This window comes from Streptomyces ficellus (genome assembly GCF_009739905.1).
In the GTDB taxonomy this organism is placed as follows: domain Bacteria; phylum Actinomycetota; class Actinomycetes; order Streptomycetales; family Streptomycetaceae; genus Streptomyces; species Streptomyces ficellus_A.
The window spans coordinates 758,682-775,161 of record NZ_CP034279.1 but is presented as its reverse complement, the minus strand read 5'-3'; the positions used below and the strand labels follow the sequence as shown (position 1 = coordinate 775,161).

At 72.4% G+C, this 16,480-nt stretch carries 12 protein-coding genes; 9 read left to right on the top strand and 3 right to left on the bottom strand.

Annotated features, from left to right (window positions below):
• Nucleotides 1-21: 21 nt before the first annotated feature.
• On the bottom strand, nucleotides 22-600 hold the full coding sequence (locus EIZ62_RS03335; protein ID WP_156691219.1) for a hypothetical protein: 579 nt from the start codon (nucleotides 598-600) through the stop codon (nucleotides 22-24).
• Between the two features lie 205 nt (nucleotides 601-805).
• Here EIZ62_RS03335 and EIZ62_RS03330 point away from each other — a divergent pair, with 205 nt between their 5' ends.
• The 3 genes from EIZ62_RS03330 (at nucleotide 806) to EIZ62_RS03320 (ending at nucleotide 5,090) form a co-directional block, all read left to right on the top strand.
• The gene (locus tag EIZ62_RS03330) at nucleotides 806-1,795 is read left to right on the top strand and encodes an SCO0930 family lipoprotein (protein WP_156691218.1); all 990 of its coding nucleotides are present in this window, start codon (nucleotides 806-808) and stop codon (nucleotides 1,793-1,795) included.
• 317 nt (nucleotides 1,796-2,112) lie between these two features.
• Nucleotides 2,113-2,925, top strand: coding sequence for an SAM-dependent methyltransferase (locus EIZ62_RS03325; RefSeq protein ID WP_156696175.1), 813 nt, complete (start codon nucleotides 2,113-2,115; stop codon nucleotides 2,923-2,925).
• Complete coding sequence (locus EIZ62_RS03320; RefSeq protein WP_156691217.1) at nucleotides 2,922-5,090, top strand: putative bifunctional diguanylate cyclase/phosphodiesterase; 2,169 nt, start codon at nucleotides 2,922-2,924, stop codon at nucleotides 5,088-5,090. Before EIZ62_RS03325 ends, EIZ62_RS03320 begins: the two co-directional genes overlap by 4 nt.
• A gap of 180 nt (nucleotides 5,091-5,270) precedes the next feature.
• Here EIZ62_RS03320 and EIZ62_RS03315 read toward each other — a convergent pair whose 3' ends face one another.
• Nucleotides 5,271-6,167 carry a LysR family transcriptional regulator gene (locus tag EIZ62_RS03315; RefSeq protein WP_156691216.1) on the bottom strand — a complete coding sequence of 299 codons (897 nt, stop codon included), beginning with the start codon at nucleotides 6,165-6,167 and terminating at the stop codon, nucleotides 5,271-5,273.
• Nucleotides 6,168-6,262: 95 nt separating this feature from the next.
• Between EIZ62_RS03315 and EIZ62_RS03310 the strand changes: the two genes are divergently transcribed.
• The 6 genes from EIZ62_RS03310 to EIZ62_RS03285 all read left to right on the top strand — a co-directional run bounded on the left by EIZ62_RS03310 (nucleotide 6,263) and on the right by EIZ62_RS03285 (nucleotide 13,992).
• Entirely contained in the window at nucleotides 6,263-6,967 is a 705-nt protein-coding gene (locus tag EIZ62_RS03310) for a succinate dehydrogenase cytochrome b subunit (RefSeq protein WP_156691215.1), read from the top strand.
• A gap of 1 nt (nucleotide 6,968) precedes the next feature.
• On the top strand, nucleotides 6,969-8,915 hold the full coding sequence (locus EIZ62_RS03305) for a fumarate reductase/succinate dehydrogenase flavoprotein subunit (RefSeq protein ID WP_156691214.1): 1,947 nt from the start codon (nucleotides 6,969-6,971) through the stop codon (nucleotides 8,913-8,915).
• A complete protein-coding gene (locus EIZ62_RS03300; RefSeq protein WP_156691213.1) occupies nucleotides 8,912-9,664 on the top strand; it encodes a succinate dehydrogenase/fumarate reductase iron-sulfur subunit in 753 nt (250 codons plus the stop codon). Before EIZ62_RS03305 ends, EIZ62_RS03300 begins: the two co-directional genes overlap by 4 nt.
• A gap of 292 nt (nucleotides 9,665-9,956) precedes the next feature.
• Nucleotides 9,957-10,352 carry an apotyrosinase chaperone MelC1 gene (melC1, locus tag EIZ62_RS03295; RefSeq protein ID WP_156691212.1) on the top strand — a complete coding sequence of 132 codons (396 nt, stop codon included), beginning with the start codon at nucleotides 9,957-9,959 and terminating at the stop codon, nucleotides 10,350-10,352.
• 23 nt (nucleotides 10,353-10,375) lie between these two features.
• Nucleotides 10,376-11,203 carry a tyrosinase MelC2 gene (gene melC2 / locus EIZ62_RS03290; protein WP_156691211.1) on the top strand — a complete coding sequence of 276 codons (828 nt, stop codon included), beginning with the start codon at nucleotides 10,376-10,378 and terminating at the stop codon, nucleotides 11,201-11,203.
• 350 nt (nucleotides 11,204-11,553) lie between these two features.
• Nucleotides 11,554-13,992, top strand: a complete 2,439-nt coding sequence (locus EIZ62_RS03285) for a tetratricopeptide repeat protein (RefSeq protein ID WP_156691210.1) — start codon at nucleotides 11,554-11,556, stop codon at nucleotides 13,990-13,992.
• A gap of 115 nt (nucleotides 13,993-14,107) precedes the next feature.
• Here EIZ62_RS03285 and EIZ62_RS03280 read toward each other — a convergent pair whose 3' ends face one another.
• Nucleotides 14,108-16,474, bottom strand: coding sequence for an ATP-binding cassette domain-containing protein (locus EIZ62_RS03280; RefSeq protein ID WP_156691209.1), 2,367 nt, complete (start codon nucleotides 16,472-16,474; stop codon nucleotides 14,108-14,110).
• Nucleotides 16,475-16,480 lie beyond the last annotated feature (6 nt).

Here is a 16,480-nt window from a genome sequence, read left to right as displayed (position 1 = left end):
GCCGGGGGCCGGCGGGGGAGGTCAGCGGGAGGAGCGGGGGCGCAGGATGGCGGCGGCGAACACCGCGGGCGCCATGATCAGGAGCATCACGGTGACGGTGGACGGGCCGCCCGCCGGTTCGGCGCGCTGCGCCCTGCGGTAGGCGGGCAGCGGAACCCGGGCCGGTGGGCCCGGGCGGGGGCGCAGCGCGGGGCCGGGTGCCGGGCCAGGCGCCGGCGGTGCCGGGGCCGCGGGCGGTGGGGCCGCCTCCCGGCCGGACGCGGTGGGGCGTGGCGGCAGGGCTGTGGGCCGGGCCGCCGGCGGGGGCTGCGGTACGGCCTGCCCGGGCGCCGGAGGCTGCGGGGCGGGGGGCGGCGCGGGTACCGGCGGGGGTGGCTGTGGCGGAGGCGTCGGGGTCGGCGCCGGTGGGGGAGGCGGCTCGGGCGCCGGGGGCGAGGGCGGCGGGCAGGTCGCGTCACCCGCGACCGCGACCACCGGGTCGGGGCTCCCGGGACCGACGTGGGCGACCGCGCACGCGTCGGCGGCCGCCGGCAGCGGGACGGCCAGCGACCAGCCGAGGGCGACGGCGGCGAGGACGCGCGCGACGTGAGTTCCGTACACGCCGACGATCATGATCGCCCGGGCGCCCCGGGGTGGTACCGAACCGGTGTGATTCCCCTGATGGAAGGGTTTTGCGTAACCTCCGCCGCCGCCGGACGAGAAAATTTCGCGACGCGTTGAACGCGCGCGGCACTCCCACCCGTACATAGGGCCATGAACGGCGCACCTGGCGTCGCCAAAGTACCTCAATACAACGGGAGTTGACATGAAGACCTGGCGGAACGCCTCGCTCGCGCTGTCCGCGGCGGCCGTGCTCGCGCTGACGACGGCGTGCGGTCAGGAGAAGGGTGCCACGGCCCCCGCCGGTTCGGTCGGCGCCGCCGCGCCGGCGGGGGCCCCGGCCGAGAACGGCGCCGGATACGGTTCGGGTTCCGGCTACGGATCGGGTGCCGGTTCCGGGGGCCAGGCCGCCGCCGCCAAGCCGGCCGGCCAGCTCGCCGTGTGGGACAGCAAGGAACTCGGCAAGGTCGTCACCGACAGCGAGGGCCTCACGCTCTACCGCTTCGACAAGGACACGCCGAACCCGCCCAAGTCCAACTGCGAGGGCGACTGCGCCAAGGCCTGGCCCGTGGTGGCCGCCGACGGCGCGAAGCCCCCGGCCGGGGTCGACGCCTCCCTCATGGGCGAGGTGACCCGCGCCGACGGCACCAAGCAACTCACCATCGACGGCTGGCCGATGTACCGGTACGCCAAGGACACCAAGCCGGGCGAGACCAAGGGCCAGGGCGTGGGCGGCACCTGGTTCGCCGCCGCTCCCGACGGCAAGAAGGCCGCCCTCGGCGGCGACGAGGGTGCCGCCGAGGAGCAGGACGGCGGCGGGGCCCCGGCCGACCTGGCGGGTCTGTCCGTCCGCAAGGACCCCAAGCTCGGCGAGGTCGTCGTGGACAAGAACGGCATGACGGTCTACCGGTTCGAGAAGGACTCGGCGTGGCCCATGAAGACCGCGTGCACCGGCGAGTGCCTGGAGAAGTGGCCGGTCGTCGCTCCGGTGGACAAGAACGACACCGAGGGCATCAACCTCAAGGGGTACACGGTGTTCAACCGCCCCGACGGCATCAAGCAGCAGACCATCGACTGCTGGCCGCTGTACACCTTCGCGGGCGACAAGAAGCCCGGTGACACCAACGGTCAGGGCGTGGGCGGCACCTGGTTCGCCATCTCGCCCGCCGGAAAGATGGTCGGGGCGTCCAAGTAGAGTCCCCACGTACGTTCCGACCCCGGGGAGTCCGGCCCAGCCGGCCCGGACCCCCCGCCGGCCCGCCGTCCCGCGCCCCCCGCGTGGGCGGCGGGCCGGTCGTACGGGCGCGTCCGGCCGGTACGGCGGGCCCCGGCCGGCAGCGCCGGACGTACGTGCCGGGCGCACGTGCCGCTGTCCGGTGACCGAGACGTGTGACCAAGAACGGATCGCTAATTTCCGTTTCCTCTCGCCCTCCAGGCGAGCGATCAGTAGCCTCGGCTCGAACAATGGCCATGAACATGGCCTCATACCGTGGCGACTTGTTGGAGACATCGATGGAGCGTCCCGCCTGGGCCCCGCCGGGCATCGACATTTCGGTGCCGAGCGTGTCCCGCATCTACGACTACTACCTGGGCGGCTCGCACAACTTCGAAGTGGACCGGGAAGCGGCCCGCAAGGCCATGGAGTTCATGCCGGGTCTCCCCAAGGTCATGCAGGCCAACCGCGCGTTCATGCGCCGCGCGGTGCGGTACGCGGTCGCCGAGGGCGTCACCCAGTTCCTCGACATAGGCTCCGGCATCCCCACCTTCGGCAACGTCCACGAGGTCGCCCGGGCCGCCGACCCCGAGTCGCGGGTCCTGTACGTGGACCACGACCCGGTGGCCGTCGCCCACAGCCGGGCCGTCCTGGCGGACGAGGACAGGGCGGCGGTCGTCAACGCCGACCTCCGCAAGCCCCACGACATCATCGCCGCCCCCGAGACCGGCGACCTGCTGGACCTCGACCGGCCGGTCGCCCTGCTCCTGGTCGCCGTACTGCACTTCGTCGCGGACGCCGACGAGCCGGAGCGGGCGCTCGCCGAACTCCGCGACGCCCTCGCCCCCGGCAGCCTGCTGATCCTCACCCACGCCTCCTACGAGGGCATCCCGCTGTCCCAGGAACGGGCGAGCGGCACCGTGGGCGTCTACAACGAGATCCGCAACCCGCTGATCATGCGCACGCGCGACGAGGTGACCCGCTTCTTCGACGGGTTCGAGATGGTCGAACCGGGCCTGGTGTCCATGCCCGAGTGGCGGCCCGAGAACCCGGTCGACCAGGAGGATCCATACGCCTTCTCGGGCTTCGCAGGGGTGGGGCGCAAGCGTTGAGCATGCCCGTGCGACCCTCCGGTTCCGCGGCGGAACCGGACGGCCTGGAGGACAGACTCCAACGGTTCGCGACCATCTGGAGCCGCGCCGTCTTCCCCGTCACGGCCACGTCGCTGACCCGTTCCGAGGTCGAGCAGCACCTGCTGCCGCTCGCCCGCGACCTGTGCGCCGCCCTGCACGCCTGGCCGTTCGACCCGGCGCCCGCGCACCGCGTGGGTGCCGCCCTGGTGGCCGCGCACTGCACCGATCCGGACGCGCTCAGCCGCAGCCTCGGCGTGGTCGACTCCTACCTGGTGCTGTACTGCGGCGGTGACGGGGAGGGCGGCGCGGCCGAGGAACTCCGGGCCCGCTGTGCCCGGCTCCAGCACGCCCTGGCGGCCGGCTTCGCCCAGGCGCTGCGCGAGCGGACCCTCGTCGAGCAGGAGGCCATCGCCCGCTCCGCGCTCATGGCCCGCAGCTTCGCCGAGCAGGCCCTGCACGCCACCGAGGCGCGCTTCCGCGCCGTCTTCGAGGGCGCGGCCGTCGGCATCGGCATCGCCGACCTCGACGGCAACATACTGGAGGTCAACGGCGCCCTCACCCGGATGTTCGGCGGCCTGGAGCACCATGTGCGCGGCCGCAGGGTCAGCGAGTGGGTGCACCCCGAGGACGCGCCGCACGTCTGGAAGCTCTACGGGGAGCTGGTGCGCGGCGAACGGGAGGACTTCCGGGTCGAGAAGCCCTTCTACCGCGGTGACGGCACCGTCCTGTGGACCAACCTCACCGTCTCCCTGCTGCGGGACGCCGAGGGCCGCCCGCAGTACCAGCTGGCGCTGATGGAGGACACCACCGAGCGCCGGCTGCTCAACCTTCGGCTGCGGTACGAGGCGACCCACGACGCGCTGACCGGGCTGCCCAACCGGACCCTGTTCTTCGAGCGGCTCGACAAGGTGCTGACCGCGCCCGACGGCACCCGCTTCGGGCTCTGCTACCTCGACCTCGACGGCTTCAAGGCCATCAACGACAGCCTCGGCCACGCGGCCGGCGACCGGCTGCTCGTCGAGGTCGCCGACCGGCTCCAGTCCGTCGCGACCGGGCCGGGCGAGATGGTCGCCCGCCTCGGCGGCGACGAGTTCGTGGCGCTCACCACCGGCGCGGACACCGAGCAGCAGGCCGACGAGCTGGCCCACCGCATCCTCGCCGCCCTCTCCACGCCGGTCCGCCTGGACGGCCGCGAGCTGACCGTCCGCGGCAGTGTCGGCGTCGTCGAGGGGCCGGCCGGCGAACGCGGTCCGGCGGAGGTGCTCCGCAGCGCCGACATCACCATGTACCGGGCCAAATCGCGGGGCGGGAACCGGTTCGAGCGGGCCGACCCCGAGGCGGACGCCCGCGCCATCACCCGGCACGGCCTGACCACCGCGCTGCCGGCGGCCCTGGACCGGGGCGAGTTCTTCATCGAGTACCAGCCGCTGGTGCACCTCGGGGACGGCAGCGTGCACGGCGCTGAGGCGCTGGTGCGCTGGTGCCACCCGCAGCACGGGGTGCTCGGCCCCGACCGGTTCATCCCGCTCGCCGAACACACCGGACTGATCGTGCCGCTCGGCCGCTGGGTGCTCCAGGAGGCGGTGCGCCAGGCCAGGTTCTGGAACCGGAGCCACGCCGACGGCGGCCCCCTGCGCATCAACGTCAACCTGTCGCCGACACAGCTGCACCACCCGAACCTGGTCGCCGACACCGTCGACGTCCTGGAGCGTTCCGGCCTCGACCCGGGCGCGCTGTGCCTGGAGGTCACCGAGTCCGCGCTGATCGGCGCCGACGAGGACCTCCTCAAGCCGCTGCGGCAACTGGCCGACATGGGCGTGGACATAGCCCTGGACGACTTCGGCACGGGATACTCCAATCTGGCCAACCTGCGCCGGCTGCCGGTCAGTGTGCTGAAGCTCGACCGCTCCTTCACCCAGAGCATGCAGCAGCACCCGATCGACCCGGTCGACCTGAAGATCGTCGAAGGGATCGTCTCCCTGGCGCACAGCCTGGAACTCGCCGTGACGGTGGAGGGCGTCGAGACGGGCGCGCAGGCGGAACAACTGCGGGAACTGGGCTGCGACACGGCACAGGGCTGGTACTACGCCCGCCCCGGCGCCCCGGACCGCATCCACTCGCTCGTCCTCGCCGACGCGGTCTAGGGCCCGAACCACACGGTTCGGGCCCTGCTCGGGTTTCGGGGGTGCTGCTCGCGAAGGCTACGGCCACGGGCGGGCAGCGGCAGCGGCGACGCCGGTCTCACCGGGGCGGAGTCCGCCGCGGACGCCCCGTCCCCGCGCCCGCCGGGCGTCACGGGCCAGGCGAGACTTTCCGGACGCGACCTAGTCCTGCTCCGGCCGGCGGGCCAGGAGGAGGCGCTGGAGTTCGCGGGCGGCGCGGGGTGGTGCGACGTCGCTGCGGTGGGCCAGGCCGATCGTGCGGCGCAGTCCCGGGCGGGCGAGGGCGGTGACCCGGAGGTCGCGGCCCGCGCGGGCGGCGACCATCGCGGGTACCACCGCCACGCCGAGACCCGCCCGGACGAAGCCGAGTACCGCGTCCATCTCGCCGCCCTCCACGGTGAACGACGGCTCGAAGCCCTCCGCGCGGCACGCCGCCACCGTCAGCTCCCGCAGGTCGTAGCCGTGCCGGAACATCACCATCGGCCGGCCCTCCAGGTCCGCGATCCGCACCGCCCGGCGGGGGGAGGGGGCCGGCGCCGCCGCGGAGGAGACCACCACGAGGTCCTCGTGGAGCAGCTCGACCGTCGTCAGCGCGGGTGACGGCGTGGGGAGGGGCAGCACCACCAGTGCCAGGTCCAGCGCTCCGCGGGCCAGCTCGCGGACGAGGTCGTGGGAGCCGCTCTCCTCGATCAGGAGCTGGATACCCGGGTGCAGGTCGTGGAAGGCGCGCAGCACGTCGGGGAGCAGCCCGGTGCACAGGCTGGGGGTCGCCCCCAGCCGTACCCGGCCCCGCCGCAGCTGGGCGAGTTCCTGCACCTCGTGGCGGGCGGTGTCGGTGTCCGCCAGGATGCGGCGGGCCAGCGGCAGCAGGGCCTCCCCGGCGTCCGTGAGCGCGATGTTGCCGCGCGCCCGGCTGAAGAGTTCGGCGCCCAGCTCCTTCTCCAGGGCCCTGATCTGCTGCGACAGCGAGGGCTGGGAGACGTGCACGCGCTCGGCGGCCCGGGTGAAGTGGCGGGTCTCGGCCACCGCCACGAAGTACTGGAGCTGCTGGAACTGCATGACACCACTCTAGACCCCTGCATAGGCAACGCCTATGGCGATCAGCCGGACCATGTCTTGGACCTCTGGCAGAAGCGGCCCTTAGCGTCGGAGCCATGGCTCTGGCAACGCGGACGGATCGGAAACCGTCCCTCCCGCGCACGTTCTGGCGCTCGACGGTCGGCAAGAAGACGGTCATGGCCGTCAGCGGCCTGATCATGATCGCCTACCTCGTCGCGCACGTGATGGGCAACCTGAAGGTCTTCTTCGGCCCCGGCGAGTTCAATGCGTACGGCCACTGGCTGCGCACCATGGGCGAGCCCGTCCTGCACTACGAGTGGGGCCTGTGGATCGCCCGTGTCGTGCTGCTCTCGGCCGTGATCGCGCACGGTGTCAGCGCGTACCAGCTCAGCAGGCGCGACATCAGGGCCCGCCCCACCGCCTACGTCCACAAGCGGCGGCGCGCGAGCTACGCCACCCGCACCATGCGCTGGGGCGGCGTGATCGTGGCGCTGTTCATCGTCTGGCACATCCTGGACCTGACGACGCTGACCGTGAACCCGAACGCGCAGGCCGGCCACCCGTACGAGAACGTCGTCGCGACCTTCTCCACCTGGTACGGCAACGTCATCTACATCGTCGCGATGCTCGCCGTGGGGCTGCACATCCGGCACGGCTTCTGGTCCGCCGCGCAGACCCTCGGCGTGGGCAACGCCGCCCGCGACCGCGTGCTGAAGGGGATCGCCAACCTCCTCGCGCTCGCGCTGACCGCGGGCTTCGTCTCCGTACCCGTCGCCGTCATGACCGGAGTGGTGAGCTGACATGAGCTACCTGGACCACGAGACCGGCGCACCGCTCGCCGACACCAAGGCGCCCGGCGGGCCGATCGCCGACCGCTGGGACACGCGCCGCTTCGAGGCGAAGCTGGTCAACCCGGCCAACCGGCGCAAGCACACCGTCATCGTCGTCGGCACCGGCCTCGCGGGCGGTTCCGCCGGCGCGACGCTGGCCGAACAGGGCTACCACGTCGTGCAGTTCTGCTACCAGGACTCGCCGCGCCGTGCCCACTCCATCGCCGCCCAGGGCGGCATCAACGCGGCCAAGAACTACCGCAACGACGGCGACTCCGTCCACCGCCTCTTCTACGACACCGTCAAGGGCGGCGACTTCCGGGCCCGCGAGTCCAACGTCCACCGCCTCGCGCAGATCTCCGTGGAGATCATCGACCAGTGCGTGGCGCAGGGCGTCCCCTTCGCCCGCGAGTACGGGGGCCTCCTCGACACCCGCTCCTTCGGCGGCGTCCAGGTCTCCCGCACCTTCTACGCCCGCGGCCAGACCGGGCAGCAGCTGCTGCTGGGCGCCTACCAGGCGCTGTCCCGGCAGATCGCGGCGGGCAACGTCGAGATGCACGCCCGTACCGAGATGCTGGACCTGATCGTGATCGACGGGCGGGCGCGCGGCATCGTCGCCCGCGACCTGGTCACCGGCCGGATCGACACCTACTTCGCGGACGCCGTCGTGCTCGCCTCCGGCGGCTACGGCAACGTCTTCTACCTGTCGACGAACGCCATGAACTCCAACGCCACCGCCGTGTGGCGGGCGCACCGGCGCGGCGCGTACTTCGCCAACCCCTGCTTCACCCAGATCCACCCCACCTGCATCCCGCGCACCGGTGACCACCAGTCCAAGCTCACCCTGATGAGCGAGTCGCTGCGCAACGACGGCCGCATCTGGGTGCCGAAGGCGGAGGGCGACACCCGCCCGCCGAACGAGATCCCCGAGGAGGACCGCGACTACTACCTGGAGCGGATCTACCCCTCCTTCGGCAACCTCGTCCCGCGTGACATCGCCTCCCGCGCCGCCAAGAACGTCTGCGACGAGGGGCGCGGCGTCGGGCCCGGGGGCCAGGGCGTGTACCTGGACTTCGCCGACGCCATCCGGCGCATGGGGCGGGGGGCCGTCGAGGCCAAGTACGGCAACCTCTTCGACATGTATCAGCGGATCACCGACGAGGATCCGTACGAGGTGCCGATGAGGATCTACCCGGCCGTGCACTACACGATGGGCGGCCTGTGGGTGGACTACGACCTCCAGACCACCGTGCCCGGGCTGTTCGCGATCGGCGAGGCCAACTTCTCCGACCACGGCGCCAACCGGCTGGGCGCGTCCGCGCTGATGCAGGGCCTGGCAGACGGGTACTTCGTCCTGCCGTCCACCATCAACGACTACCTCGCCCGCCATCCGCACACGGACGCGGTCGACGCCACGCACCCCGTCGTGGCGGAGGTCCTCGCGGAGACCGAGGACCGGCTGAGCCTGCTGCTCGCCGTCGACGGCGACCGCACGCCGGACTCCTTCCACCGCGAACTCGGCGAACTGATGTGGGAGTTCTGCGGCATGGCCCGCGGTGAGGCGGGGCTGCGCAAGGCCCTCGACCGGATCCCGCGAATCCGTGAGGAGTTCTGGCGGCGGATCAAGGTGCCGGGCACCGGCGAGGAGTTCAACCAGTCGCTGGAGAAGGCCAACCGCGTCGTCGACTACCTGGAACTCGCCGAGCTGATGTGCCTCGACGCGCTGAACCGGTCGGAGTCGTGCGGCGGTCACTTCCGCGAGGAGTCCCAGACGCCGGACGGCGAGGCGCTCCGCGCCGACGAGGAGTTCTCGTACGTCGCCGCCTGGGAGTTCCGCGGCACGGGCGAGGCTCCGGTGCTGCACAAGGAAGACCTCGTCTTCGAGTACGTCCACCCCACCCAGCGGAGCTACGCATGAGGCTCACCCTGCGCGTCTGGCGCCAGAAGAACCCCGACGCCCCCGGCGCGATGGCCACCTACGAGGTGGACGGCATCTCCCGGGACATGTCCTTCCTGGAGATGCTCGACACCCTCAACGAGGAGCTCATCCTCCGCGGCGAGGACCCGGTCGCCTTCGACCACGACTGCCGCGAGGGCATCTGCGGCGCCTGCTCGCTCGTCATCAACGGCGACGCCCACGGGCCCGAGCGCACCACCAGCTGTCAACTGCACATGCGGGCGTTCGAGGACGGCGACACCATCGACATCGAACCGTGGCGCGCCGCCGCCTTCCCGGTCGTCAAGGACCTGGTCGTGGACCGCTCGGCCTTCGACCGGATCATCCAGGCCGGCGGCTACGTCAGCGCCCCCACCGGCTCCGCGCCGGAGGCGCACGCCACGCCGGTGCCCAAGGCGGACGCGGACTTCGCCTTCGAGCACGCCGAGTGCATCGGCTGCGGCGCCTGCGTGGCGGCCTGCCCCAACGGTTCGGCGATGCTGTTCACCTCGGCGAAGGTGAACCACCTCAACGTGCTCCCGCAGGGTGCTCCGGAGCGGGAGACCCGCGTCCTGGACATGGTGCGGGTCATGGACGAGGAGGGCTTCGGCGGATGCACGCTGACCGGCGAGTGCGCCACCGCCTGCCCCAAGGGCATCCCGCTGCCGTCGATCGCGGCCATGAACAAGGAGTGGCTGCGGGCGAACCGCAAGGCGCCGCGCCGCACCTGATTCCGGACAGTCTTCCGGCGTGAGTTGTGCCACGCCGACCGCCCCGGTACCGAAGAATCTTCACGAAGTTGCTACATCTTCTGCAAGACTTCCGGTCCGGGGCTGTCGCGCGCCCATCGGCAGGAAAGATCACTTATGTTCAACTATGGACAAAGTGGCTGAAGTTGCCTCAATAGCGACCGGCTCACCCCTGCGGAATTCCTGACTCCGGAAACCCCCGGATAGCAATGGGGCCGCGCCGGGGGGCCTGACCACCCCCCGGCGGAAACCGACCACCGCACAGGGGGGAACCATGACCACACTCACACGCCGCCGCGCCCTCGGCGTCGCCGCGTCGGCCGCCGCCGGCCTCGCCGCCGGACGCGCCCTCACCACGTCCGACCGGGCCGTCGCCGCACCGGCCCACCGGAGCACCGGACCGGACACGTTCGACGAGGTCTACCAGGGCCGCCGCATACAGGGAGCGCCCTCGCACACCGGCGGCCACCACGGGCACGGGGCACACGGCGACGGCTACGCCGTACGGATCGACGGCGAGGAACTGCACCTCATGCGGAACGCCGACGGCACCTGGATCAGCGTGATCAACCACTACGAACCGCTCGCCACGCCCCGGGCCGTGGCACGCGCCGCCGTCCGGGAACTCCAGGGCGCCACCCTCGTCCCGCTCGCCCCGCCCCTCGCCTGACCACGATCCGGAGCCGCACCACCATGACCGTACGCAAGAACCAGGCCCAGCTGACCGCCACCGAGAAGCGCCGCTTCACCGACGCGGTGCTGGAGCTCAAGCGCACCGGCCGGTACGACGAGTTCGTCACCACGCACAACGCCTTCATCATGAGCGACACCGACAACGGCGACCGGGTCGGCCACCGCTCACCGTCCTTCCTGCCCTGGCACCGCCGCTTCCTCCTCCAGTTCGAGCAGGCCCTCCAGGCCGTCGACCCCGAGGTCGCCCTGCCCTACTGGGACTGGACCACCGACCGCACGCCCCGCGCCTCCCTGTGGGCCCCCGACTTCCTCGGCGGCACCGGCCGCGCCCGGGACGGACAGGTCATGGACGGCCCCTTCGCCCGCAGCGGCAACCGCTTCACCGTCTCCGTACGCGTCGACGGCCGCGACTTCCTGCGCCGCGCCCTCGGCGCCGGAGGCCGCCAACTGCCCACCCGCGCCGAGGTCGACGCCGTCCTCGCCATGGAGACGTACGACATGCCGCCCTGGAACAGCGCGTCCGACGGCTTCCGCAACCACCTCGAGGGCTGGCGCGGCGCCAACCTCCACAACCGCGTCCACGTCTGGGTCGGCGGCCAGATGGGCACCGGCGCGTCCCCCAACGACCCGGTGTTCTGGCTGCACCACGCCTTCATCGACAAACTCTGGGCCGACTGGCAGGCCCGCCACCCCGGCTCCCCCTACCTCCCGGCCGGCGGCACCCCGAACGTGGTCGACCTCAACGACACCATGCGCCCGTGGAACGACGTCACCCCGGCCGACATGCTCGACCACACCCGCCACTACACGTACGACACGGCCGCGTAAGCGCCACCCGGGCACCCAGAGCCCATCTTTCGGATCTTGCTGCACCACGGTGACATCAGCCGCTCCGTGGCGGGCGCTCACTGATCCAGCCTGATCCGGCAGCAGGTCCTCGCCGAACCGGCCTGGGCGAGGAAGCTGTCCGGCGAGGACCGGCAAGGACTGACCGCGCCGGCTGGCAACACCGCCGCCCGCGTCGTGTCCACCCGTAACCTTCCATGGACGTCATCCAGGCGGGAGCATTCTGGTGACGGTGGACGGGGGTGGCACGGACCATGGGGCGTGGACGGGGTGCGTGGGCCGGGTCGGCGGTGGCGGGAGGGGCCGCACTGGCGGCGGCTGCGCTCGGGCCGGTGACCAACTACGCCAGTGCCGCGGTGCCGGGCTGGGCGGCACAGGCGTGGGTGATCTGGCCGGTGTTCGCCGTGCTGGTGGCGGTCAGCATCGGGCTGTTGCTGTGGGGCCGGCATCTGGATGCCGCGGCAAGACCCCCGGCGCGGGTGGCACCGGTGAGCCGACTGGCCCGAGGCCGGCAGGCTTCGTTACGTCCCCCGCACGTTCAGCGCGTGCGGGGGCGTGAGGGAGAACTCGCCGTGCTGGCAGGCATGCTCCGGCGGCCACAGGGCCGGTTCGCGGTGCTGTGCGCGGTCGGCGGGATGGGCAAGACAACGGTGGCCGCTCAACTGGCCGCCCAGGCCGAGGCGATGGGCTGGCGAGTGTTCTGGGTGCGCTGGCGGGACGGCGCCGAGCTGGCGCAGCAGATGGTGCAGGCGGCGCTGGCCTGCGGCCTGCCAGAGGCAGAGCTGGAGGCCGCGCGAGCGGGGCAGGCGAGCCTGCCGGACGTGGTCTGGCGACAGTTGGGCCGGGTGCGACGGTGGCTGCTGGTGGTGGACAATGCCGACGAGCCGTACGAGATCGGCCCGGCAGGGGAGCCGGTGGCCGACTACCGCGGCTGGATCCGTCCGCACGGCCGGGGCCTGCTGGTGGTGACCAGCCGGGATGGCAGCGAGCAGACCTGGGGTCCGTGCGCACGGCTGCTGCCGCTGGAGCCGCTGCCGGTGCGACCCGCGGGGCAAGTCCTACTGGACACTGCTCCCGCGGCCGGCACCGCCGAGCAGGCCCGGGAGCTGGCGGCACGACTGGGCGGGCTGCCACTGGCGTTGCACGCGGCTGGCACCTATCTGGCCGGACCCACCAGCCGCTACCGCACCTTCGCCGCCTACCGACAGGCCCTGGATCAGGAACTGCGGTTCTTATTGGGAGCGGCGCACCCGAATGCCTCCCATCCGCAGGTCGCCCGCGCCGTGGTGCGGCATACCTGGGAAGTGTCCTTGGACCAGCTCGCCGGGGAGGGCAACGCTCTGGCCCGCCCCTTGTTGCGACTGCTGGCCCTGCTGGCTCAGGCCCCCGTCCCACTGTCCCTGATCACCCCGGACCTGCTGTCCGTCGTCACCGGTCACGACGTCACCGCGATGGCCCTGGAAGGCGCGTTCGCCGGCCTGCACCGCTACGGTCTCCTCGGCCTGCCCCACTCTCCCGGCAGCACCGGCCCGGCGTCGGGCAGCAGTGAGGGGGCGCAGGTGGTGCTGCATCCCTTGATACGGGAGATCAACGCTGTCGCCCTCACGGCCGAGACCTCCGAGCTCGCCGTGTGGCACCGGGCCCTTGCCGAGCGGCTGACCACGGCCGTGCACGAGGCCAGCCGGCGCGGGCGCGCTGGTTGGCCCGCAGCCGTGCTCCTCGCCCCCCACCTGCCTCTGCTGCTCGAGTACGGGGACCCGCGCACGGCCACACACCACCGCACCGCTCTCGACGCCCTGGCGCAGGTGCTGCAGAAGGCCGGCGCTTTCGGTGCGGCGCGCCTGCTGGATGAACGGGTCCTCGACGTCGCGACCCGCATGCTGGGCCCCGAGCACCCCGACACCTTGACCAGCCGCAACAACCTGGGCAATGCCTTGTTCGGACTGGGAGAGCCGGCCGAGGCACTACGCCTGCTGCGGCAGACCCTGGAGGACCGCGCCCGCGTACTGGGCCCCGTGCACCCCGATACCCTGACCAGCCGCAATGACCTCGCATGCGCATTGGACGGGACGGGTGAGCATGCCGAGGCGGTGGGTCTGCTGCGGCAGACCCTCAACGACCGTACCCGCGTCCTGGGCCCCGAGCATCCGCATACGCTGGCCAGCCGGGACAGCCTCGGACTCGCCCTGGACGGGATGGGCGAGCACGCGCAAGCAGTGCGCATGCACCGGCGCACCCTGGAGGACCGCACCCGTGTCCTGGGCCCCGAGCACCACCTCACCCTGCTCAGCCGCCATAACCTCGCCGGCGCCCTGACCAGGGCGGGTGAGCGGACGGAGGCGATACAGCTGCTGCGGCAGGTGCTCAACGACCACGCCCGCATTCTGGGCGACGCGCATCCGCATACGCTGGCCGGCCGGGACAGCCTCGGTCTCGCCCTGGACGGGATGGGCGACCACGCGCAAGCAGCGCGCATGCACCGGCAGACCCTGGAGGACCGCACCCGTATCCTGGGCCCCGAGCACCCGGACACCCTTGCCAGTCGCCACAACCTCGCTCTCGCTTTGACCAGTGCGGGTGAGCAGGCCGAGGCGATACAGCTGCTGCGCCGAACCCTCGATGACCGCGTCCGCATCCTGGGCGACGAGCACACGCACACCCTGAGCACCCGCAACGCGCTGGAGACAGCGCTTGCCATGTCCACCCATCAGCCACAGAGCCGGTGGTGGCACTGGCTGCGGCGCAGGAACGACGCAGCCGGTGGCGATTGAGCAGGCGTTGTACCCCCGAGCCGCCACCAAGCGTCAAGAAGCACTCTGCGATCGCACGCCCCAGACGCCCCCGGCCCCGCCCTCCGGGCGGACGCCGATACTTTCCGGACAGACCCTAGCGCCCCAGCACCGCCGCGAGGTACGGCGCGGTGCGGCTGCCCGCCGCACCCGCCACCTCGGCCGGCGTCCCGGTGGCGACGACCCGGCCGCCCGCGTCGCCGCCCCCCGGCCCCAGGTCCACGACCCAGTCCGCGCCGGCCACCACGTCCATGTCGTGCTCCACGACCACCACCGAATGCCCGGCGTCCACCAGGCCGTGCAACTGGCGCATCAGCACCTCCACATCGGCCGGGTGCAGACCGGTCGTCGGCTCGTCCAGCACGTACAGCGTGTGCCCGCGGCGCACCCGCTGGAGCTCGGCGGCCAGCTTGATGCGCTGCGCCTCACCGCCCGACAGCTCCGTCGCCGGCTGCCCGAGCCGCAGATAGCCGAGCCCCACGTCCAGCAGCGCCCGCAGACTGCGCACCGCGGTGGGGGAGCCGGCGAAGAACTCCGCGGCCGCCTCCACCGTCAGGTCCAGCACCTCGGCGATGTTCCGCCCCCGGTACCGCACCTCGAGCGTCTCCGGCTGGTAGCGGGCCCCGCCGCAGTCGGGACACGGGGTGTACGTACTGGGCAGGAACAGCAGCTCCACCGAGACGAACCCCTCGCCCTGGCACGTCTCACACCGTCCGCCCGCCACGTTGAACGAGAACCGCCCCGCCCGGTACCCCCGCGCCCGTGCCTCCTCCGTCCCCGTGAACAGCTTGCGCACCACGTCGAACAGACCCGTGTACGTCGCCAGGTTCGACCGCGGCGTCCGGCCGATCGGCCGCTGGTCCACCGTCACCAGCCGCCCGACGCCGGGCAGTTCTTCCGACAGCTCGGCCACCAGCGTCGACTTGCCCGAACCGGACACCCCCGTCACCGCCGTGAGGGCACCCAGCGGCAACCGCGCCTTCAGGGCCCGCAGGTTGTGCCGCGTGACCGGACCGACCTCCAGCCACCCGGACGGCTCGCGCACCACCCGCACCGGCGCCGCGGCCCCGTCGAACAGGAACCGGCGCGTCGCCGACTCCCGCACCTCCCGCAGCCCCCCGGGCGGACCGCTGTGCAGCACCCGGCCCCCGTGCTCGCCCGCCCGCGGCCCCACGTCGACCAGCCAGTCCGCGTGCCGCATCACGCCCAGGTGGTGCTCCACCACGAACACCGAGTTCCCGGCCGCCTTCAGCCGGTCCAGCACCACCAGCAGCGCCTCCGTGTCGGCCGGGTGCAGCCCCGCGGACGGCTCGTCCAGCACGTACACCACGCCGAACAGCCCCGACCGCAGCTGCGTGGCCAGCCGCAGCCGCTGGAGCTCACCGGCGGACAGGGTCGGCGTCGCCCGGTCCAGACTGAGATAGCCGAGACCCAGCTCGGTGACCGTGGCGATCCGGGCCGCCAGATCGGCCGTCAGCACCCGCGCGGTCTCGCCCTCCGCCACCCCGGCCAGCGCCCGCGCCGCCCCGGCGAGCACCTCGGCCAGCGCGGCCACCGGCAGCGCCGCCAGTTCCGCGATCGTCCGCCCGCCGAACGTCACCGCCAGCGCCTCCGCCCGCAGCCGGCTCCCGCCGCACACCGGGCAGGGCGCGCTCGTCAGGAAGCGCTCCGCCCTCGCCCGCAGCGCCTGGCTCTTCGAGTCGGCGAAGGTGTGCAGCACATGGCGCCGCGCGCTCGTGTACGTGCCCTGGTATGGACGCTGGATCCGGCCCGCCTCCCGCACCGGGTGCACCGTGACCACCGGCTGCTCGTCCGTGAACAGGATCCACTCCCGGTCCTCGCGCGCCAGCTCCCGCCACGGCCGGTCCACGTCGTACCCGAGGGCGTCCAGCACGTCCCGCAGGTTCTTCCCCTGCCAGGCACCCGGCCACGCCGCGATCGCGCACTCCCGGATCGACAGACCCGGATCCGGCACCAGCAGCTCCTCGCTGGTGCCGTGCACCCGGCCCAGCCCATGACACTCGGGACACGCCCCGGCGGCCGTGTTCGGGGAGAACGCGTCCGAGTCCAGCCGCTCCGCCCCGGCCGGATAGTCGCCCGCCCGCGAGAACAGCATCCGCAGCGAGTTCGACAGCGTCGTCACCGTACCCACCGAGGACCGCGACCCCGGCGACGACCGGCGCTGCTCCAGCGACACCGCCGGCGGCAGCCCGGTGATCTCCCCGACCTTCGGCGCCCCCACCTGCTGGATCAGCCGCCGCGCGTACGGCGCGACCGACTCGAAATAGCGCCGCTGCGCCTCCGCGTAGATCGTCCCGAACGCCAGCGACGACTTGCCCGAACCGGAGACCCCCGTGAACACCACCAGCGCGTCCCGCGGGACGTCCACGTCGACCGCGCGCAGATTGTGCTCCCGCGCGCCGCGGACACGGACGAAACGATCAGGGTCATGAGGAGCCGGCATGACCGC